Here is an 18,527-nt window from a genome sequence, read left to right on the forward strand (position 1 = left end):
GATGTAGACCGAGGCAGACCGAGGCGTGAACCTACTGGGCTGGTGCTACCGCAGGGGTTGGTGCTGCCGCGCCAGGGGCCGCAGATGGTGCAGCGGATGGCGCAGCCGAAGCGTTGTTGCGGATCGGGTTGCGCTCAGGCTGCTGTGCAGGTGGGGCACCATCGATGGTCAGCGCAGCGCGGCCACCCGTGGCCGAGCCCGTGATAATGGAGAAGGAACCATTATTAGGGTGCATCAGCGAGCAGTTCACTGAGCGGGAGCCACCGTTCCAGGAGGCCTCGCTGACAGAGCCCCAGAATGGCTGCAGCGTGGATTGGTAGAGGTTTTCTTCCCCGCCCAAGTACTTCTCAGCGGCAGCGGTGCAGGTCTCGTTGAGGTAGGTGTCGAGCTCCTCGCCGGCTGGGTAACCGTCAGGGAAGCGCTCGCCCAAGTTAACAACGGATACGGTCTCAAGCTGGTGCGGTTGAGCGCAGTCAACGGTGCGCATGATCTGCTTGTCATCGATGCTGCGGCACTCGCCGGCCTTGGCCACGACAGCTTGGTCCACTGCCTCCACGTTGCCGGTGCTCAGCTGCGGTACACCAGTTTCATCAGTGGTTTGTAGGCCGCACAGTAGGGTGCGGTCGCCCTTGTCCCAGGCGTTAGACGGCGGCAAGACCGAGGCGATGTCATACTTGCCTGCCGGATCCCATTTGCCGTGTAAGTAACCCAAAGTGCTGGACGCGCAGAGCTCATCGCGTAGCGCGTTCTGGCGGGTGACGTCGGGGCGTTTGGCGTCAGGACCAAACTCGCTGGTGGGGTAGGTGCTGAGATCCTCGCGAGCGGCGACCTCAAAGCGGTGCGGTTCAGCGCAGGAGATGGACTGGAAGTTAGAGATCTCGCCCTTGGCGTCGATGTCCCATGTCAGGCAGGTTCCAGACTCGGCAGAGGTAAAGGAGGCAACTTCCATTTCGGAGGTCGGCCCGGTCTCATCCGTTGAGGTTTCGCCCGCGGTGGTGCCGGTGGAGGGGCTCCAAAATCCATATGCGCCCAAGAAAGCGGCCGCGGCGAGGGCGGCCACTAGGAAAAGGCGGACGGCAAAGGATGAGCGCCAAGGGGAAGTTTTACTCATAAGGCCTCCTATAGTACCCGCTAGTGCTGCATAGCTCGGAAATCCTGGGAGGCCGCTTGCCCATGCGGCCTGCGTGGAAGAAGGTCGCTAGTTCTCGAGGGCGCGGCTCACGCGGGTGGTGAGATGGTAGCGGTCGGTGCGATAAACGGAGGAACACCACTCGACGGGACGGTCGCCTGAGCGGGACTTGCGGATGATGTGCAGCAAGGGGGTTCCAGGTTCGACGTCGAGAAGCTCGGCGATCTCCGGGTCAGCCGCAATAGCAGTTACTGTCTGGTCTGCCTCGGTAATCGGCAGATCGAAATTAGAGTCCAAAATGGCGTAGACAGAGTTGTAAATATCATTTTCTAGAAGGTTGGGGACAAAAGAAGAGTTGTACCAACCGTCGTCGATGGAATAGGGTTCCCCGTCGCCCAGTCGCAGGCGTCGAAGGTGAGTGTGGGTCAAAGTGGAATCGGTGCCGAAGAACTCGGATACCTCATCTGGGGCTGATGCCCGCCCGCCTAACAAGATTTTGCTCGAAGCGTGGACGTGCTGTGCGCCCATTTCGTCGGAAAAAGAGGCCAAGTGAAGGCGTGAAACGAGGGGATTAGGGGCCACGAAAGTGCCTTTTCCGCGTACTCGCCGTAGGCGACCAGCGGCCACAAGATCACCGATGGCGCGGCGAACCGTGATGCGGGAAACGCCATACGTCTCCTCCAAAATGCGTTCACCAGGGAGAATGTCCCCTGGCTTGAGCGTTGTGTTGCACAGCTCAGTGAGGATGTCACGAAGCTGGGCATGCTTGGGGACTGGTCCGTCGGTGATGATTTGTGCGGTCATATTCACATAATAATTCGCTGGTTATTACCACTGCAAGGCTCATGTAGTGCGGTAAGCTTTTCAACGTGATTGATCTTAAGTTCCTCCGCGAAAACCCAGACGTTGTCCGTGCCTCCCAGGTCACCCGTGGGGAGGACCCAGCTCTTGTCGATCAGCTCCTGGCTGCCGACGAAGCTCGCCGTTCCGCTATCTTGGCGGCAGACGAGCTGCGTTCCGAGCAGAAGGCGTTTGGCAAGAAAATTGGACAAGCTTCCCCAGAAGAGCGTCCTGCTCTTCTGGAGGGCTCCAATGAGCTGAAGGAAAAGGTCAAGAAGGCCGAGGCTGAGCTAGCTGAGGCTGAGGCAAAGGTCAACGATCTCCAGTTCCAGATCTCGAACGTGGTCGAGGGGGCACCAGCGGGCGGCGAGGATGACTTCATCGTCCTTGAAGAGGTTGGCGCCATCCCAGAATTCGACTTTGAGCCGAAGGATCACCTCGAGCTCGGCGAGTCCCTTGGACTCATCGACGTCAAGCGCGGTGCCAAGGTTGGTGGCGCTCGCTTCTACTACCTCACCGGTGACGGTGCCTTCCTGCAGCTGGGCATGCTCATGCTGGCCGCGCAGAAGGCGCGTGAAGCAGGTTTCCAGCTGATGATCCCGCCAGTTCTGGTTCGCCCAGACATCATGGCTGGCACCGGTTTCTTGGGCCAGCATTCCGATGAGATCTACTACCTGCCTGCTGATGATTTGTACCTGGTTGGTACCTCCGAGGTCGCCCTCGCTGGCTACCACAAGGATGAGATCCTGGACCTCAGCGATGGCCCTCTGAAGTACACCGGTTGGTCCTCCTGCTTCCGCCGTGAGGCTGGTTCCCACGGTAAGGACACCCGCGGCATTCTTCGCGTCCACCAGTTCGACAAGCTGGAGATGTTCGTCTTCTGTAAGCCAGAAGAAGCAGAAGAGATGCACCAGATGCTGCTGAAGATGGAAAAGGACATGCTCGCTGCGATGGAGCTGCCATACCGCACCATCGATATCGCTGGTGGTGACCTCGGCTCCTCTGCCGCCCGCAAGTTCGACAACGAGGCATGGGTTCCTACCCAGGGCTGCTACCGCGAGCTCACCTCGACCTCGAACTGCACCACTTTCCAGGCGCGCCGCCTGCAGACTCGCTACCGCGATGAGAATGGCAAGACCCAGTACGCTGCGACACTCAACGGCACCTTGGCCACCACCCGTTGGCTTGTAGCCATCCTTGAGAACCACCAGCAGGCTGACGGCTCCGTTGTTGTTCCTGAGGCACTGCGCCCATTCGTGGGCAAGGATGTTCTGCGTCCGAAATAAGGAACTGTAAAAAGTATTGATTATGTACGCCTCTCCCCCGGGTTCTTGCAGCCCGGGGGTCCGTGTATCCCAGACCCTTTAGAGCTTTGATTTCACTGCTCTATCCAATCCGCCACTCGTCAGGGGACCATGATGAACGCAATTAAAGACTTCTTTTACCAACGAATTGTCACCCTGGCACGGGGCGTTACTATTGCGCAGGGGCTTAAGTTTCGCACCTGGGGCGAGGAGAATATCCCGGACAAAGGCGGCGCGGTGTTGGTGGTCAACCACACTGGCTACATGGACTTCGTATTCGGTGGCTTCATTCCGCATCAAAAGAAGCGTCTGGTGCGTTTCCTCGCCAAGGCCGCCATATTCAAAACCCCAGTTGTGGGCCCATTGTTGAACATGATGGGTCACGTTCCAGTCGATCGCATCGACGGGGGCGAATCCATCCGCTGCGGGATCGAGCTGGCGAAGGCGGGCGAGCTTGTCGGCGTTTTCGCCGAAGGTACGATTTCCCGCAGTTTTGAGATTCGCAGCATGCGTAGCGGCGCGGCCCGCATCGCCTATGAAGCGGGCGTCCCCGTCATTCCCATGGTGGTCTTTGGCTCGCAGCGCATCTGGACAAAAGGGCAGAAGAAGAACCTGGGCCGCAGCAACACCCCGCTATTGATCCGGGCGCTGGAGCCATTTACCCCGACGGGCGACGTCGAGGCAGACACCGCCGAAATCCGTCGCCGCATGCAGGCCGGTGTCGAGGGTCTGTGGAAGGACTACGAGGCCGAGTTTGGCCCCATGCCCAAGGGCGCTTTCTGGGTTCCTGCCCGCATGGGTGGAGGAGCGCCCACCCTGGAGGAGGCCGAGCGCGAGGACAAGGCCGTGGAGTCGGAGCGCTACCGTGTGCGCCGCCTCCGTGACGATCTGATGGGGCTCAAGACCCGCATCACCGAGGCAACCTCCGAGCTGCTCAGGGAACGTCTTGCTATCACCGCCAAGCCTTCGACGGACGAACTCGAAGAGCTTAAGCATACGGCCCCAGAGACACTTGACTGGGTCAAGGAGAACTTAAACTCGGTCCTCGAGGAGGCTACCCGCGGGCTTGAGGAAGGGCGCGACAAAGTCTCGGAGATCATGGCTCAACTCAAGCTCGATGTTGCAGAAGCCCAGGCTAATCTTGCGACAAGCAGCAGGGAAGTCTTCGCCGGTTCTGTCGTGGAGCAGGGCTTGCTCGGCGCGGCGACGCAGTCGCGCCTTATTGTCTCCCGGCTGCCGCATCGCATGAAGGCTAACTTCACGCAGATCCCGCGCATCGTTGTGGCCGATGAGTCTGCGATGAACTATGACGGCGACTCCATCACCACGCGTCTGCACGATGCATTCGCTGGAATCTATCCCGAGTCGGAGATCCTCATCTTGGTGTCGCCGCAGGCGGCGCAGCATCCTGACTCGACCTTTGACCCGATTCAACAAGAACTATGGAGGATTGAGCATCAGGGAGGCGTCGTCAAGCACGGCTCCGAAGTGATCGCCGTGCATGCGCTTGACGACGCCACCGTCACCGCCATCGAATCCATCCCCGAGATGGTCGTCGAGTGGTCGCGTGAGGGCGATGACATTGTCTCTGGTCATATCAAGCGCGAGCTGAAGGAAGTGGCGGAGCAGCTCGGAGAGGTGCCAGGTATCGGCCTCATTGATACTCCTGCTGGTCTCGTCGTGGTAGCAGCTGAGGTTAATCGCTGGAATGCAACGCAACGTATCTTGGACACCGTTGCCGCTGAGCCTAAGGACATTACTGTCTTTGCGGGAGAGGATGGCGACGAGGTCTATCTCGACCATGTGCAGGTAGTGGCCCTGGAGACCGCACCGATTGAGCTGGTGAAGGAGGCGTCCTCGGTGACGTATTCGGCGGATCGTGCTGGCATTTCTGAGGTGCTCGAAGCAATGGCGAAGCTTAATACGCGCCGTTAGTACCACCCGCATCAACCAAGGGGCTCTGGATATGACCAGACGCCCCTTCTTCTATGCCCACTACTCCCCCTTAATTGGGGTGAAAGAGCTTTGTTTCCTTTATAAAAACTCGTGGAAATTGCTGGTTGTCCACGCGAAAGTTACGGGTGAGTAGCTTCACATTCGCGACCACGCCGTGACCTTTAACATGAATCCCAGGAGAAAAGATCTTCAAGGCCCGAGGCGGGGAATGAACCACTTTGGGCGACGATGACGCTCCATTGGCCACCGTAGCGTCCTTACGTAAGGTGGCGCCAGGGGCAAGAGAGGAGATGAGGTCAGTAATGGCCACGCTAAGCAATCAAAGTTTCAATCCGGAGTATTACGAGAAGGCTTGGGAGAACTACTCCACTGAGGAATACGACGTTGTCATCATCGGCGGCGGTTCCGTGGGTGCGGGTGCTGCCGTTGACGCTGCAACCCGTGGCCTGAAGACGGCAGTGGTGGAGACCCGCGACTTCGCAGCAGGTACCTCCTCGCGTTCCTCAAAGATGTTCCACGGCGGCCTGCGCTACCTGGCCATGTTCGACTTCCGCCTCGTAGCCGAGTCGCTCCACGAGCGCGAGCTCAACATGTCGACCCTCGCGCCGCACCTGGTTAAGCCACTGAAATTCATCTTCCCGCTCACCCACCCAGTCTGGGAGCGCGTCATGATGTTCGGTGGCTTTACTTTGTATGACCTCATGGGCGGTGCAAAGAGCGTTCCTATGCAGAAGCACCTGACCCGCAAGGGCGTGCTCAAGGTTGCGCCGGGTCTGAAGGACGACGCTGTCGTGGGCGGAGTGCGCTACTACGACACGCTTGTCGACGACGCCCGCCACACCATGACCGTCCTGCGTACCGCCGCCGAGTTCGGCGCCAACGTGCGTACCGGCACCGAGGTTATCGGCTTCGAAAAGGATCGTGGCGGCCGCATTATCGGTGCGCATGTTCGCGACCTCGCAACCGGCCGCGAGGCCACCATCAAGGGCCGCGTCTTCATCAACGCCACCGGTGTCTGGAATGACAAGATTCAGGAAATGGCCGGCGTGGAGGGCAAGTTCACTGTTCACGCCTCCAAGGGCGTGCACATCGTTGTGCCGAAGGATGCCCTCGACGCTGACGCAGCCCTGTGCTTCGTCACCGAGAAGTCCGTCCTCTTCGTCATCCCATGGGGCGAATACTGGATCATCGGTACCACCGACACCGACTGGGAGAAGGGTCTGTCCTTGCCAGATCCAGCACCGACCAAGGCTGACATCGACTACATCCTCGACCAGGTCAACCAGCGCGTTACCCGTACTATCACCCGCTCCGATATCGTCGGCGTCTACTCGGGCCTGCGCCCGCTTTTGACCGGTAAGTCCGACACCACCACCAAGCTGTCCCGCAACCATGCCGTGGCCAAGGTTGCTCCGGGCCTCGTCTCCGTTGCAGGCGGCAAGTACACCACCTACCGCGTCATCGGTAAGGACGCCGTTGACCTGGCCGTCAAGGAGCTGTCCTTCGACGTCCCAGAGTCCGTCACCGAACGCACCCCAATCCTGGGTGCCGAGGGCTACCATGCGCTGGCTAACCAGGTACCGTCCTTGGCTAAGCGCTACGGAGTGCACCAGGACGTCATCGAGCACCTGCTGGGCCGCTACGGTTCCCTGCTGGGCGAGGTCCTGGCTCCTGCAGAGGACGACCCTGAGCTGCTCAAACCGCTGCCGAATGCGGAGCACTACCTGTGGGCCGAGGTGCGCTACGCCGTCACCCATGAGGGCGCACTGCACCTCGAAGACGTTCTCTCCCGCCGACTGCGCATCGCCATTGAGTACGCCGATCGCGGCGTCGATTCCGCCGATGCGGTGGCCGACTTCATCGCGCCTTTGCTGGGCTGGGATGAGGCTACCAAGCAAGCAGAAATCGCTGCATTCAAGGAGCACACTGAGGCTGAGCTCCAGGCTGAGGCAGCACTTACCGATCAAGAAGCAAACGACATCCTCGTGCGCGCGGCAGGTAAGCCGCAGGTATAAGGACCATTCAAGAGAAAGACTAAAAGCATGACCGCAATGGATGCTTTCCTCTGGGAGTTCATCGGAACTGCCCTGCTCCTCCTGCTGGGTAACGGTGTGTGCGCCTTGGTCAACCTGCGCACCTCCGGTGCTAAAGGATCTGACTGGATTGTCATTGCCCTGGGCTGGGGCATGGCAGTTTTCGTGGGCGCCAGCGTGGCGGACCCTTCCGGCGGCCACCTCAATCCGGCCGTGACCTTGATGGTTGCCATCAATGGCGGACTTGAGTGGAACCTCGTTCCTGCCTACATCGCAGGCCAGCTTTTGGGCGCAATGCTCGGCGCCTTGCTGGCCTGGGCGGCCTTCAAGCAGCTTTTCGACGCCAATAACCTCGACGAAGCTGGCAATGAAACCGGTGCGAACGCCTCCACTGGTGGCATCTTCTTCACTGGCCCTGCTCACCCGAATAATTTCTGGAATGCGGTCACTGAGTTCATCGGTACCTGCGTACTGTTGATGTTCATTGCCTTTGGTCCTTCCGGCGGTGAGATTGGTGCACTGAAGTATTTCGCAGTCGCATTCGTCGTCGTTTCGGTCGGCCTTTCCCTGGGTACCCCAACCGGCTACGCCATCAACCCGGTCCGTGACCTGGGCCCGCGCTTGATGTACGCATTCGTCCTTCCCATCAAGGACAAGGGAAGCGCCAACTGGGGCTATGCCTGGGTACCAATCGTCGCCCCGATGCTCGCTGCAGTAGCCATCGGTTTCCTTTCCATGGCTTTGGCTTAAATACGCATCTCACCGCATCTTTAGAAATACGCAAGGAGTAAACCCATGAGCGAAAACAAGTTCGTAGCAGCAATCGACCAGGGCACTACGTCCACCCGCTGCATCATTTTCAACCACGACGGCGAGCAGGTCGCTGTCGGCCAGTTCGAGCACGAGCAGATATTCCCGGAAAAGGGCTGGGTTGAACACGACCCGAAGGAAATCTGGGACAACACCCGCCGTGCTGTCGGCGAGGCTTTGGCCAACGGCGACGTCGCCGTCGAGTCAATCGTTGCGCTCGGCATCACCAACCAGCGCGAGACCACCGTTGTGTGGGACAAGAACACTGGGGAACCGGTCTACAACGCAATCGTGTGGCAGGACACCCGCACCACCCAGATCTGCAAGGAGCTGGCGGGGGAAGAGGGCCCGGACAAGTGGCGTCGCCGCACCGGCTTGGTCATCAACTCCTACCCGGCAGGCCCAAAGGTCAAGTGGATCCTCGATAACGTCGAAGGTGCTCGCGAGCGCGCCGAGGCTGGCGACCTGCTCTTCGGCACCATCGATACCTGGCTGCTGTGGAACCTCACCGGCGGTGCTGAGGGCGATGGCGATGAGCCAGCTCTGCACGCAACCGACGTCACCAATGCGTCCCGTACCCTCTTAATGGACATCGAGACTCTCAAGTGGGACGAGGAACTGTGCAAGGAGATGGGAATTCCTACCTCCATGCTGCCGGAGATTCGCCCGTCTCTGAGCGACTTCCGCACCGTGCGTTCCCGCGGTTCGCTGGCTGGCGTTCCGATTCGCGCCATCCTCGGTGACCAGCAGGCAGCGATGTTCGGCCAGGGCTGCTTCCGCCCAGGTTCTGCAAAGAACACCTACGGCACCGGCCTGTTCCTCCTGCTCAATACCGGTACCACTCCGAAGTTCTCCGAGAATGGCCTGCTGACCACGGTCTGCTTCCAGCGTGAAGGTGAGAGGCCGGTCTACGCACTCGAAGGTTCCGTCTCCATGGGTGGCTCTCTGGTTCAGTGGCTGCGTGACAACCTGCAGATAATTCCTAACGCTGCCTCCATTGAGAACATGGCTCGTTCCGTGAAAGACAACGGCGGCGTCTACTTTGTTCCTGCCTTTTCTGGTCTGTTCGCACCGTACTGGCGTCCGGACGCACGCGGTGTCATCGTTGGCCTGACCCGCTTTGCAAATCGCAACCACATTGCACGTGCGGTCCTGGAGGCGACTGCCTACCAGACCCGTGACGTGGCAGATGCCATGGTCGCTGACTCCGGCGTGGAGATTACCGAGCTGCGCGTGGATGGCGGCATGACCCACAACGAGCTGCTGATGCAGTTCCAGGCCGACATCCTCGGCGTGGAGGTCCACCGTCCGAAGAACGTGGAGACCACCGCAACAGGTGCGGCCTTCGCGGCTGGCCTGCAGGCCGGTTACTTCGAGGACCTGAAGATCCTGGACACCGGCGCCGGCGAGTTCAAGGTCTGGAAGCCGCAGATGGAAGAGGAAGAGCGCGCTGGCCTCTACAGCGAGTGGAAGCGCGCCATCAAGCGCTCCCTCGACTGGGAGGATTCGGACGAGGATGACACCATCCAGTAGTCGCAGCTAAGTACTGAAACTGCTGACTGTAGTTAGAACAAAAACCTCCGTGGCTCCACATCTTAAGATGTGGAGCCACGTCCTAAGCTGTGGGGCCACGTAGACTATGAGGCATGGTCCATCCCCAGTCGGCACCGCGCCTTATCGCCAGTGACATTGATGGAACTCTGTTGGACAGGAATCACCGTGTCACGCGGCGCAACCGTGAAGCAATCGCCCGCGCAGTTAGTGCGGGTGCCTACTTTGCGCTTTCGACTGGGCGGCCTTTCCGCTGGATTGCGCCCGTTCTTGAACAGCTCACCGTGCGCCCTGTATGCGTGACGTCGAATGGCGCCGTGATTTATGATTCCGCCGCCGATACGATCCTCAGCGCACATGAACTACAGCCCGCCGCCATCAGTGATGTTATCGCCGTGGCCCAAGAAGTCTTGGCGCCTTATGGGGGAGTGGGGTTTGGCGCCGAGCGCACCGGTTCCTCGTTGGCGGACCCAGTCGAAGAGCTCTTTGTGGTGGAGCCCCATTATTCAGAGAATGCGCTCTTTGACGGATTTGGCCTCGTAAGCATCGACGAGCTTGCCTCCCAACCCGCGGTAAAACTGCTGGTCCGCAACACTCACTTCACTGCTCCTGAGCTGTATTCACTCATCGCCCCACGGGTTGACCCAACGGTTGCGCATGTCACCTACTCGATGAACGAAGGAATCCTCGAAGTTGCGGCGCCGAATGTAACCAAGCGCAAAGGGGTGGAGTGGCTCGCCGAGCGTTTCGGTGTGGCCCGTGAGGACATCATCGCGTTCGGGGATATGCCCAACGACATTGAGATGCTCTCCTGGGTGGGTCACGGCGTGGCGATGGATAATGCGCATCCCTACGTCAAAGAGGCCGCAGATGCAGTGACCGTGGCCAACCACCAATCCGGCGTCGCCAAAGTCTTGGAGCAGTGGTTCTAGACCGATATCAAAAGGAGCCGTCTCCTCCTCAACTCCGGTGAGGTAGGAGGACGGCTCTTTCTATGCTGTCTGCGGCGCCTTAGTTGGTGAAGACGTTGATCTTCTCAGTCGCAGGGTCGTACTGAATGTAGCCGCCCTGGAAGTTGACGCGGATCTCGCGACCGTTGCCGGTGGAAATCTCATCAGTCGTCGGCAGTCCGAGTTTGGTGGAGTTGTCGTTCTCAGCCCAAGTCTTAGCGACCTTGCCCACCAGCGCGTGGGTGCCGGTTTCCTTGGAGGAGAGCACCACGCCGTTTTCGAAGAGCTGCGAGACAACGCCAGCGTTGACATCTGGGCCGCCTACTGCCAAACCGAGAACCGGTCCGAAGGCATTCAAGATGGCGGTCCAAGACTTCTGGAGACCTGGGTTGCCGGAGAGCTGGACGACCTTGTTGACCACAGTCGGAACCTCAGCGGCGGTGAGACCGCCGACGACTTTCTGACCGCCATCAATGCTTGTGCCTGAACGCCTGAGCAGGACGGCAACCAATGCAGCGGCAATGCCTGCGACGGCCTGGATGACGGCGACCGGAATCTGTGTGCCGCCAAGGGAAGACTGGACGCCGGCTGCCGGCGGCGGGGTGTTGCCGCCAGTATTGCCGCCAGCGTTGCCGGTGCCAGGGGTGACCCAGGAGCCGTTACCGGAAGAGCCGCTCTTTACAGCCTGGTACTTCTTGTAAGTCGCATTACGGATCTCATTCCAGTGCTGAACGGTGTGGTTGCCTGGACAAGTGTGATAGTGCAGGTCGCGGTGTCCGTGGAAGACTGGAACGTGAGCTATCTGTCCCGCGGCAAACTTGGAGCCGCTGAAACCGCCGGAGCGCAGGTCCGCGTAACCGCGAGGGTCGATGTTGGAGATAGCGGCCTTCCAGCCAGCGATCTCAGCCACGGAGTTGAGAATTGCCTGGGTTGGTTCAGCCTGATCGTAGTTACCAATCATGGAGATACCCCAGGTGTTCGAGTTGAAACCACCGACATGTGCGCCCTGGACAGCCTTGTCGAGTCCGCCGTAGCGGCCCTCATAGATGGTGCCGAACTTGTCCACGAGGACGTTGTATCCGATGTCGCACCAGCCGAGGTTCACGGCGTGGTACTGGTAGATGCCGCGCATCTGTGCAGCCGCGTCAGCCTTGGTGTAGTTGTTGTTGCCCGCGGTGTGGTGCAGGGTCATGGCCTTGACGCCGTTGTCGTAGGTCGGGCCCATGCAACGCTTGGACTCGTCAGCACCCCAGCCCGCGCGGGAGACAACCTTTGGCATGCCGTCGGTAACGGCGGTCTGCTCGATAGCCTCGCCAGCCTGTGCGTTGCCGTCGATGAAGACAGCTTCCATGCCTTCGACGCTGGTGTTAGCAGCGTCGGCCGGCTGCTCTGCCGGTTGGTCTGCCGGTTGCTCGGGGCTTTCGGCACCGAGCTCCTCGACGTCAGCTACAGGAGCGATGGCACCAACGTTGTATGGCAGCGGAGCCGGACGAGGGTTGGCGGCCTGTTCGGCGGCTTGTTCGGCTGCCTGGTCGAGTACGGAAGTCTCGGAAGGTGCGGCCTCAGAAGGTGCCGCTTCGGAAGGTGCAGCAGATTCGGTTGGAAGGGACTCCGCGGCACCCGGCTCCACCTCGGTCTCCTTGAAGCTCTCATCCAGGTTGGAACCAGAGACGAGATCCACATTGCTGATGGAAACCTGCACGTCGTTGGTGGTTCCGGTGTAGATCAGCTCGGTGCCGTTGACGGCGTTGGGGTCGTCGTTGTTGTAGCTCAACGAATCCATGTCGTACCACTGCGTCCACGAGCCGTCGGCCTGCTTCGCACGCACGAATGCTGCCACGTCGCGGGGGCCCTTCCAGGTCACGGCGAACATAGAGAAAGGCTCGTCGCGGTGGAACTGCTTCACGGCGCGGGGGCCGTCGCCCTCGCCCTGTGCGGAGATGGCGGCGTCTTCGACAATGACGGTCTCGCCATCGCCAAAGCTGGTCGAGGCCGAGGAAACGTCAATTGGGCCGGAGCCGTTTTCCTGCGTGCGCAGGACCTGATTGCTGCCGAAGGCAGCGGCCGCGACCATGGAGATCGAGGTGACTGCGGCGATGAGCGGCGTGGACCACTTCGACTTGGTGGGAACAATGCGGCGTCGTAGTCGTAATTGCACGTTTTCTCCCTAGGGTTTTGCGTAGCGTGTGTGGACTGCACGTGATGGATGCTCACGCACCGAGAGCGCTTAGCGCACTACGCGGGGAAAGCTGGAAATGGCAGTTAACCAGTGCAGGAGGTTTCGACAGCTAAAACCGCATACAAAAGTTAACAGTTGGGCAAGATGTTACTTCTGTTATTGCTGTGAATTTTGTTGCGACACGCGTTGAGGGTGCATTCTTGGGAAGACTTCTAATGCGTGTCATCTGGGTGTCCTCCGCGGTAGTGAGCGGGATCTGCAATAAGGTGGTGGCATGACTTCTTATGACCTCATCGTTGTTGGATCTGGATTCTTCGGCTTGACCGTGGCCGAGCGTGCTGCCTCGCAGCTGGGCAAGAAGGTGCTCATCGTCGAGCGCCGTAACCACCTAGGCGGAAACGCCTACTCCGAGGCCGAGCCAGAGACCGGCATCGAGGTGCACAAGTACGGTGCGCACCTGTTCCACACCTCTAACGAGCGCGTGTGGAACTACGTCAATCAGTTCACTGATTTCACCGACTACCAGCACCGCGTGTTCGCCATGCACGATGGCACCGCTTACCAGTTCCCGATGGGTCTGGGCCTTATTAATCAGTTCTTCGGCAAGTATTACTCGCCGGATGAGGCGCGTCAGCTCATCAAGGATCAGGCAGGCGAGTTCGATGTCGATGAGGCACAGAACCTTGAAGAGAAGGCCATCGCGCTTATCGGCCGTCCGCTGTACGAGGCTTTCATCCGCGACTACACCGCCAAGCAGTGGCAGACCGATCCGAAGGAGCTGCCGGCCGGCAACATCACCCGCTTGCCGGTTCGCTACACCTTTAACAACCGCTATTTCAATGACACCTACGAGGGCCTGCCAGTAGACGGTTACGCGGCATGGCTGGAGAACATGGCAGACCACGAGCTTATCGACGTCCAGCTGGACACCGATTGGTTCGAGGTTCGCGAACAAGTTCGCGAAGAGAATCCGGATGCGCCGGTTGTTTACACCGGCCCGCTGGATCGCTACTTCGACTTCTCTGAGGGCGAGCTAGGTTGGCGCACCCTGGACTTTGATCTTGAGGTCTTGCCGACCGGCGACTTCCAGGGCACCCCGGTGATGAACTACAACGATGCTGACGTTGACTACACCCGCATCCACGAGTTCCGCCACTTCCACCCGGAGCGGCAGGATAAGTACCCGAAGGATAAGACCGTCATCATGAAGGAGTACTCGCGCTTCGCTGAGTCGGGCGACGAGCCTTACTACCCAATCAACACTCCAGAGGATCGCACCAAGCTGGAGGCTTACCGACGCCTCGCAGCGGCCGAGGCAAAGGAGAATCAGGTTCTCTTCGGCGGCCGCCTGGGCACCTATCAGTACCTCGACATGCACATGGCGATCGCCTCTGCGCTAAGCATGTTCGACAACAAGCTGGCCCCGTTCTGGAACGAGGGCAAGGTGCTCGAACAGGAGCGCGGCCACTAAGTCTCCTCTGCTGAGGTCGCGAAGCTTCAACCTTTAACGCTGCTCATAACACTCAACACGTGCACGTGTTGAGTGATGCGCCGTTTTCGAGCGCAGTTAGTCGTTCTGAACTGCGGGGATAAACACACGCACGGCGGGGCACTTCATCGTGGAACCGGCTATATCGAAATCCTCGATCAACTCCAGCGGCATTTACTGCCGCCGCCAGAACCGCGTGACTCTCTGACGGCTTTTGAACTTGTCTTCCCGCGACGCGACGAGGGCGGAGAGGGCTGTTGCGAGCGGGGGAAGTCTCGGGGCGCTGTGATCGACTATGTGCAGGAACATGTGACGGGATCGAGTCGTGAGCTCGCGGCGGCGGGCATGTCGGTGGGCGGTATTCATCGTGTGCTCAACGAGATGATGGAAGCTGGCGAACTTGTATGCACCGAGCCTTTGCGCAGTCCGAAACAACGGAATCGGTTCGCGTGATGGGTAGAAAATACCCCCATCACTCACGCGCGATGGCACCCCATCTCGTGATGTGTCATAATCCTCCCAATTAATGTGAACCGCAGCACACGGAGGATTGGTATGAACTCTCTCATCCTTATGGCCATCGGTCTTTCGATGATGGCCGTTGGCTACTTCTTGTACTCAAAATTTTTAGGTTCAAGAATCTATAGACTCTCCGATAGCTATAAGACGCCTGCCCACACCATGGAGGACGGCGTCGACTACGTGCCGACGAATAAGTACGTGCTTTGGGGCCACCACTTCACTTCGGTCGCGGGTGCGGCGCCCATCATCGGCCCTGCCGTCGCCGTTATTTGGGGCTGGTTACCGGCCTTCCTGTGGGTGACCATCGGCACCGTCTTCATGGCGGGTATGCATGACATCGGCGCGCTGTGGGCTTCCCAGCGCCACCGCGGCCAGTCCATCGGTACGCTCTCCGGGCGCTACATCGGTGCGCGTGGCCGCAACCTCTTCCTGGTCGTCATCTTCCTCCTCCTGCTCATGGTGAACACCGCCTTCGGCGTGGTCATCTCCAATTTGCTGGTTTCGACGCCGACCTCCGTCATCCCGACGTGGGGCGCCATCATCGTCGCGCTCCTCGTGGGCCAAGCCATCTACCGTCTCAAGTGGTCGCTGCCGCTCGTTTCTGTTGTGGGCGTCGTTGCGCTCTACACGCTCATGATCATCGGTGATCGTTTCCCCATCGTGCTGCCGGAGACCGTTCTCGGCATCCCGGCGAACGGCGTGTGGATCATCGTTCTGTTCGTCTACGCGTTTATCGCCTCGCTGCTGCCGGTGTGGATGCTGCTTCAGCCGCGCGACTACATCAACGGCCTACAGTTGTTCATCGGCCTGGGCATTCTCTACGCTTCCTTCCTCTTCACCGCGCCCGACGTCGTCGCACCGGCGTTGCGCGACAACCTGCCGGCGGAAACGCCCGGTATCTTCCCGCTGCTCTTCGTTACCATCGCCTGCGGCGCAATTTCCGGCTTCCACGGCATGGTTGCCTCCGGCACGTCGTCGAAGCAGCTCGATAAGGAGACCGACGCTCGCTTTGTTGGTTACTTCGGTGCCGTCGGCGAGGGCCTTCTTGCACTGGGCACCATTATCGCCACGACCTCCGGTTTCAAGACGCTCGCCGACTGGGAGCAGATCTACTCCGAGTGGAACGCCGGTGGTGTGTCCGCCTTCGTTGAGGGCGGCGGCAACCTCATTAACGAGGGCCTGGGTATTTCCACCTCGTTGTCCGCAACCATTCTTGCGACCATGGCCGTCCTCTTTGCGGCGACGACAATGGACTCCGGCGTGCGCCTCCAGCGCTTCGTCGTCCAGGAGATCGGCGAGATCATGGGCTTCAAGATCGGCGCCCTCGGCGCAACGTCCATCGCGGTGGGCATCGCTTTCGCCCTCACCTTCTCGCAGGGCGCGGACGGTTCCGGCGGCATGACGATCTGGCCGCTTTTCGGTACTACAAACCAGCTTATGGCGGGTCTTTCGCTCGCCGTCATCATGGTCATTCTCACGCACCTGCGCCGCCCCACGTGGCCGGTTGCCATCCCGCTCATCTTCGTTACCGCGATGTCTCTGTGGGCTGCAGTCAAGCAGCTAGGCACGCTGTGGGCTGCCCAGAACTGGCTGCTCTTCGCTATGGACGTCGTCATCGTTGTTGCTGCGGTGTGGGTCATCGTCGAGGTTATCGGCGCCGTCTCTGCGGCACGCAAGGCCCCGCCCGTCGAGTGGGGTGACGAGGATACGGACGCGCCGAACCCGGTGCGTCAGTCTGCCGACGTCCCTGTGGCCTAAGTCTCTATGAGCCTCACCAGTCTGCTCAAAGAGTTCTACGCCGCGCCGTACCGGCGCGAGTTCGCCCGGGCGCGCCGGGACGAGGACGACTTCTTTCGTCTCATCGTCCTCTCCGAGGCGCTGGGCATCCCGAATCCGGCGAGCTTTTACACGATTGAGTTGCTCCCGGTTATCTACGAAGACCTGCATGAATGGCATACACGCATGGGCATCGATCGCTCGCCGATTGAGGGGTTGAGCTGTTGCTAACGTTCTTTGGTGGCAAGGGTGGTGTGGGGAAAACCACGTTGTCGAATGCCTACGCGCTGGGCCGCTCGAAGCAGGAACGCGTCCTCGTTGTCTCCACCGATCCTGCCCATAATCTGGGCCACCTGTGGCATCAGGAGATCGGTCCGCAACCTGTGACGGTGCGCGAGAACCTCGACCTCGTGGAGCTGGACCCGGAGAAGGCGACCCACGCTCACCTCGCGCAGGCGGGGGAGACCATGCGCGCCCACATGCCGGAGCGCCTCCATAAGGAAGTTGATAAGCATCTGGAGCTTGCCGCAGCCTCCCCGGGCACGCATGAAGCTGCGCTCCTCGAGCAGATGGCCGTCCTTATCGAGGGCCACGAGGGTGCCTACGATCACATTATCTTTGATACCGCTCCGTCCGGGCATACCGCGCGTCTCATGGCGTTGCCCGAGCTCATGAGCGCGTGGACGGATGGTCTCCTCAAGCGCCGCGATAAAGCGGATAAGTTCGCGGACGTCGTCGGCTCGCTCGGTGGCGAGACCAAGTCACAGCGCCGTGACGCGGAGTTGCGTTCCATCCTTTATCGCCGCCGCACGCGCTTCGAGCATCTCCGTAACGCGCTGCGGTCCTCGACCTTCAATATCGTGCTCACGGCCGAGCGCCTGCCGGTCATGGAGACCATTGAGCTTTACACGGAGCTCGCCGAGCATCGCATACCGGTGGGAGAGTTGTTCATTAACCGCCGATCTCCGGCGGCGCTGCCTGGCCGGCGCGCGGTGGAGGAAGCAGCGCTTGCGACGCTATGCGCGGCGCTGCCTGGCGTGCCTGTCACTGAGCTTCCGCTGCTTGATTATGAAGTTGGTTCGCCCGAGGCGCTTGAGGAGGTAGCGACCTACCTGCAGCGATAGCTCAAACTTTCATCACACGAATTACTGGGTTGGTTCCCACTATTTGACCGCGCCCACTGCTCTTGCTCTGGTTAAATCTAGGTTAACGAATAGAGAACGCAGAGTTGTGCTCTCGCAATAGGCACGAAAGTGAGTGGGTGAATAATCATGCTGAATATCCAGAATGCCCTGGATACCCTGCGCAAGGACCTTCACGAGTCCCACGGCCATAGCTTCTCTGCAGGAGAGATTGACTCGAAGCCGGATGAGGTTATCGCTGGCCACCTCAAAGGCGAGACGCTCGACGAGTTCGTCCTGGTCATGGTCGAGCGCGAGCACTCCGAATACTTTGGTTAGCACTGCGTGCACGTCCGCTTCGCGTCTGGCGAGGATCCGTCACTGGCTGCCGCTGCTGTCGCGCTCACCAAGAAGTGCGCGGGCGATGCGCTGTACGTCGATGCTGCTGCCACGCACTCGGAGAACCTCTTGGATTCCCATATGGCACACGTCCTCGGCGAGCGTGGCTTGGGCGAGGGCCCGCCCGCTACCTCGATGAGGTGTGCACCGTCGCCATACCGGATTACATCGTCTACCTTGGCTGCGACCTTGAGCGCGACGAGGCTGGCAAGGGCATTAAGATCTGGGACATCGAGCCCACCACCACCGTCGAGGAAACCCGCGAACTCGCAGACGACCTAGACTCTCGCGTGCTCTACGTGCTGGGCAAGCTCGGCATCGAGCCGATTTCCGAGGAAGCTCCCGTTAACGTCTAGGGAATGCAGTGCAGTATCTCGCTGTCCGATGGGCAGCGGGATTTTCGATCCTATGTTCGATTTTTGGCGACGGAGTCCGCCTGGAATCCGCTGTCATGTCGGTACCCCCGTG

Annotated in this window: 15 protein-coding genes; 12 read left to right on the forward strand and 3 right to left on the reverse strand. The window is 59.9% G+C overall.

The window, feature by feature from the left end:
* Positions 1-31 precede the first annotated feature (31 nt).
* On the reverse strand, positions 32-1,111 hold the full coding sequence (locus HMPREF0308_RS05280) for a septum formation family protein (protein ID WP_005529446.1): 1,080 nt from the start codon (positions 1,109-1,111) through the stop codon (positions 32-34).
* Between the two features lie 87 nt (positions 1,112-1,198).
* Positions 1,199-1,933 carry a GntR family transcriptional regulator gene (locus tag HMPREF0308_RS05285; RefSeq protein ID WP_005529448.1) on the reverse strand — a complete coding sequence of 245 codons (735 nt, stop codon included), beginning with the start codon at positions 1,931-1,933 and terminating at the stop codon, positions 1,199-1,201.
* A 65-nt stretch (positions 1,934-1,998) separates the two neighbouring features.
* Here HMPREF0308_RS05285 and serS point away from each other — a divergent pair, with 65 nt between their 5' ends.
* From serS to HMPREF0308_RS05315, 6 genes are all read left to right on the forward strand, one after another.
* A complete protein-coding gene (gene serS / locus HMPREF0308_RS05290; RefSeq protein WP_005529450.1) occupies positions 1,999-3,255 on the forward strand; it encodes a serine--tRNA ligase in 1,257 nt (418 codons plus the stop codon).
* Positions 3,256-3,384: 129 nt separating this feature from the next.
* Positions 3,385-5,208, forward strand: a complete 1,824-nt coding sequence (locus HMPREF0308_RS05295) for a lysophospholipid acyltransferase family protein (RefSeq protein ID WP_005529452.1) — start codon at positions 3,385-3,387, stop codon at positions 5,206-5,208.
* Between the two features lie 323 nt (positions 5,209-5,531).
* Entirely contained in the window at positions 5,532-7,244 is a 1,713-nt protein-coding gene (locus tag HMPREF0308_RS05300) for a glycerol-3-phosphate dehydrogenase/oxidase (RefSeq protein ID WP_005529454.1), read from the forward strand.
* A gap of 27 nt (positions 7,245-7,271) precedes the next feature.
* Positions 7,272-8,012, forward strand: coding sequence for an MIP/aquaporin family protein (locus HMPREF0308_RS05305; RefSeq protein WP_005529455.1), 741 nt, complete (start codon positions 7,272-7,274; stop codon positions 8,010-8,012).
* A 45-nt stretch (positions 8,013-8,057) separates the two neighbouring features.
* Positions 8,058-9,605 (forward strand): glycerol kinase GlpK, encoded by a 1,548-nt coding sequence (glpK, locus tag HMPREF0308_RS05310; protein WP_005529457.1) that lies wholly within the window; start codon positions 8,058-8,060, stop codon positions 9,603-9,605.
* A 113-nt stretch (positions 9,606-9,718) separates the two neighbouring features.
* On the forward strand, positions 9,719-10,555 hold the full coding sequence (locus tag HMPREF0308_RS05315) for a Cof-type HAD-IIB family hydrolase (protein ID WP_005529458.1): 837 nt from the start codon (positions 9,719-9,721) through the stop codon (positions 10,553-10,555).
* A gap of 79 nt (positions 10,556-10,634) precedes the next feature.
* On the opposite strand, the gene HMPREF0308_RS05320 is transcribed toward HMPREF0308_RS05315, so the two are convergent.
* On the reverse strand, positions 10,635-12,731 hold the full coding sequence (locus HMPREF0308_RS05320; protein ID WP_005529459.1) for an N-acetylmuramoyl-L-alanine amidase: 2,097 nt from the start codon (positions 12,729-12,731) through the stop codon (positions 10,635-10,637).
* 295 nt (positions 12,732-13,026) lie between these two features.
* Here HMPREF0308_RS05320 and glf point away from each other — a divergent pair, with 295 nt between their 5' ends.
* From glf to HMPREF0308_RS14175, 6 genes are all read left to right on the forward strand, one after another.
* Complete coding sequence (glf, locus tag HMPREF0308_RS05325) at positions 13,027-14,223, forward strand: UDP-galactopyranose mutase (RefSeq protein ID WP_005529460.1); 1,197 nt, start codon at positions 13,027-13,029, stop codon at positions 14,221-14,223.
* A gap of 573 nt (positions 14,224-14,796) precedes the next feature.
* Positions 14,797-16,521, forward strand: coding sequence for a carbon starvation CstA family protein (locus tag HMPREF0308_RS05330; protein WP_005529462.1), 1,725 nt, complete (start codon positions 14,797-14,799; stop codon positions 16,519-16,521).
* A 6-nt stretch (positions 16,522-16,527) separates the two neighbouring features.
* Positions 16,528-16,770 (forward strand): cory-CC-star protein, encoded by a 243-nt coding sequence (locus HMPREF0308_RS05335; protein ID WP_005529463.1) that lies wholly within the window; start codon positions 16,528-16,530, stop codon positions 16,768-16,770.
* Positions 16,764-17,663 carry an ArsA family ATPase gene (locus tag HMPREF0308_RS05340; protein WP_005529464.1) on the forward strand — a complete coding sequence of 300 codons (900 nt, stop codon included), beginning with the start codon at positions 16,764-16,766 and terminating at the stop codon, positions 17,661-17,663. The genes HMPREF0308_RS05335 and HMPREF0308_RS05340 overlap by 7 nt, the downstream gene beginning before the upstream one ends.
* A 147-nt stretch (positions 17,664-17,810) precedes the next feature.
* Positions 17,811-17,999 carry a three-helix bundle dimerization domain-containing protein gene (locus HMPREF0308_RS14170; RefSeq protein WP_005529465.1) on the forward strand — a complete coding sequence of 63 codons (189 nt, stop codon included), beginning with the start codon at positions 17,811-17,813 and terminating at the stop codon, positions 17,997-17,999.
* A 200-nt stretch (positions 18,000-18,199) separates the two neighbouring features.
* Positions 18,200-18,415: a hypothetical protein gene (locus tag HMPREF0308_RS14175; protein WP_005529466.1), complete on the forward strand. Its 216-nt coding sequence runs from the start codon at positions 18,200-18,202 to the stop codon at positions 18,413-18,415.
* Positions 18,416-18,527 lie beyond the last annotated feature (112 nt).

It is taken from the genome of Corynebacterium striatum ATCC 6940 (genome assembly GCF_000159135.1).
In the GTDB taxonomy this organism is placed as follows: domain Bacteria; phylum Actinomycetota; class Actinomycetes; order Mycobacteriales; family Mycobacteriaceae; genus Corynebacterium; species Corynebacterium striatum.

Bases quoted from the DNA above. Each gene is read 5' to 3' on its own strand.
- HMPREF0308_RS05335 (WP_005529463.1), top strand. From the start codon at position 16,528: ATGAGCCTCACCAGTCTGCTCAAAGAGTTCTACGCCGCGCCGTACCGG.
- glpK (WP_005529457.1), top strand. From the start codon at position 8,058: ATGAGCGAAAACAAGTTCGTAGCAGCAATCGACCAGGGCACTACGTCC.
- HMPREF0308_RS05305 (WP_005529455.1), top strand. From the start codon at position 7,272: ATGACCGCAATGGATGCTTTCCTCTGGGAGTTCATCGGAACTGCCCTG.
- glf (WP_005529460.1), top strand. From the start codon at position 13,027: ATGACTTCTTATGACCTCATCGTTGTTGGATCTGGATTCTTCGGCTTG.
- HMPREF0308_RS14170 (WP_005529465.1), top strand. From the start codon at position 17,811: ATGCTGAATATCCAGAATGCCCTGGATACCCTGCGCAAGGACCTTCAC.
- HMPREF0308_RS05330 (WP_005529462.1), top strand. From the start codon at position 14,797: ATGAACTCTCTCATCCTTATGGCCATCGGTCTTTCGATGATGGCCGTT.
- HMPREF0308_RS05285 (WP_005529448.1), bottom strand. From the start codon at position 1,933: ATGACCGCACAAATCATCACCGACGGACCAGTCCCCAAGCATGCCCAG.
- HMPREF0308_RS05295 (WP_005529452.1), top strand. From the start codon at position 3,385: ATGATGAACGCAATTAAAGACTTCTTTTACCAACGAATTGTCACCCTG.
- HMPREF0308_RS05315 (WP_005529458.1), top strand. From the start codon at position 9,719: ATGGTCCATCCCCAGTCGGCACCGCGCCTTATCGCCAGTGACATTGAT.
- HMPREF0308_RS05300 (WP_005529454.1), top strand. From the start codon at position 5,532: ATGGCCACGCTAAGCAATCAAAGTTTCAATCCGGAGTATTACGAGAAG.
- HMPREF0308_RS05280 (WP_005529446.1), bottom strand. From the start codon at position 1,111: ATGAGTAAAACTTCCCCTTGGCGCTCATCCTTTGCCGTCCGCCTTTTC.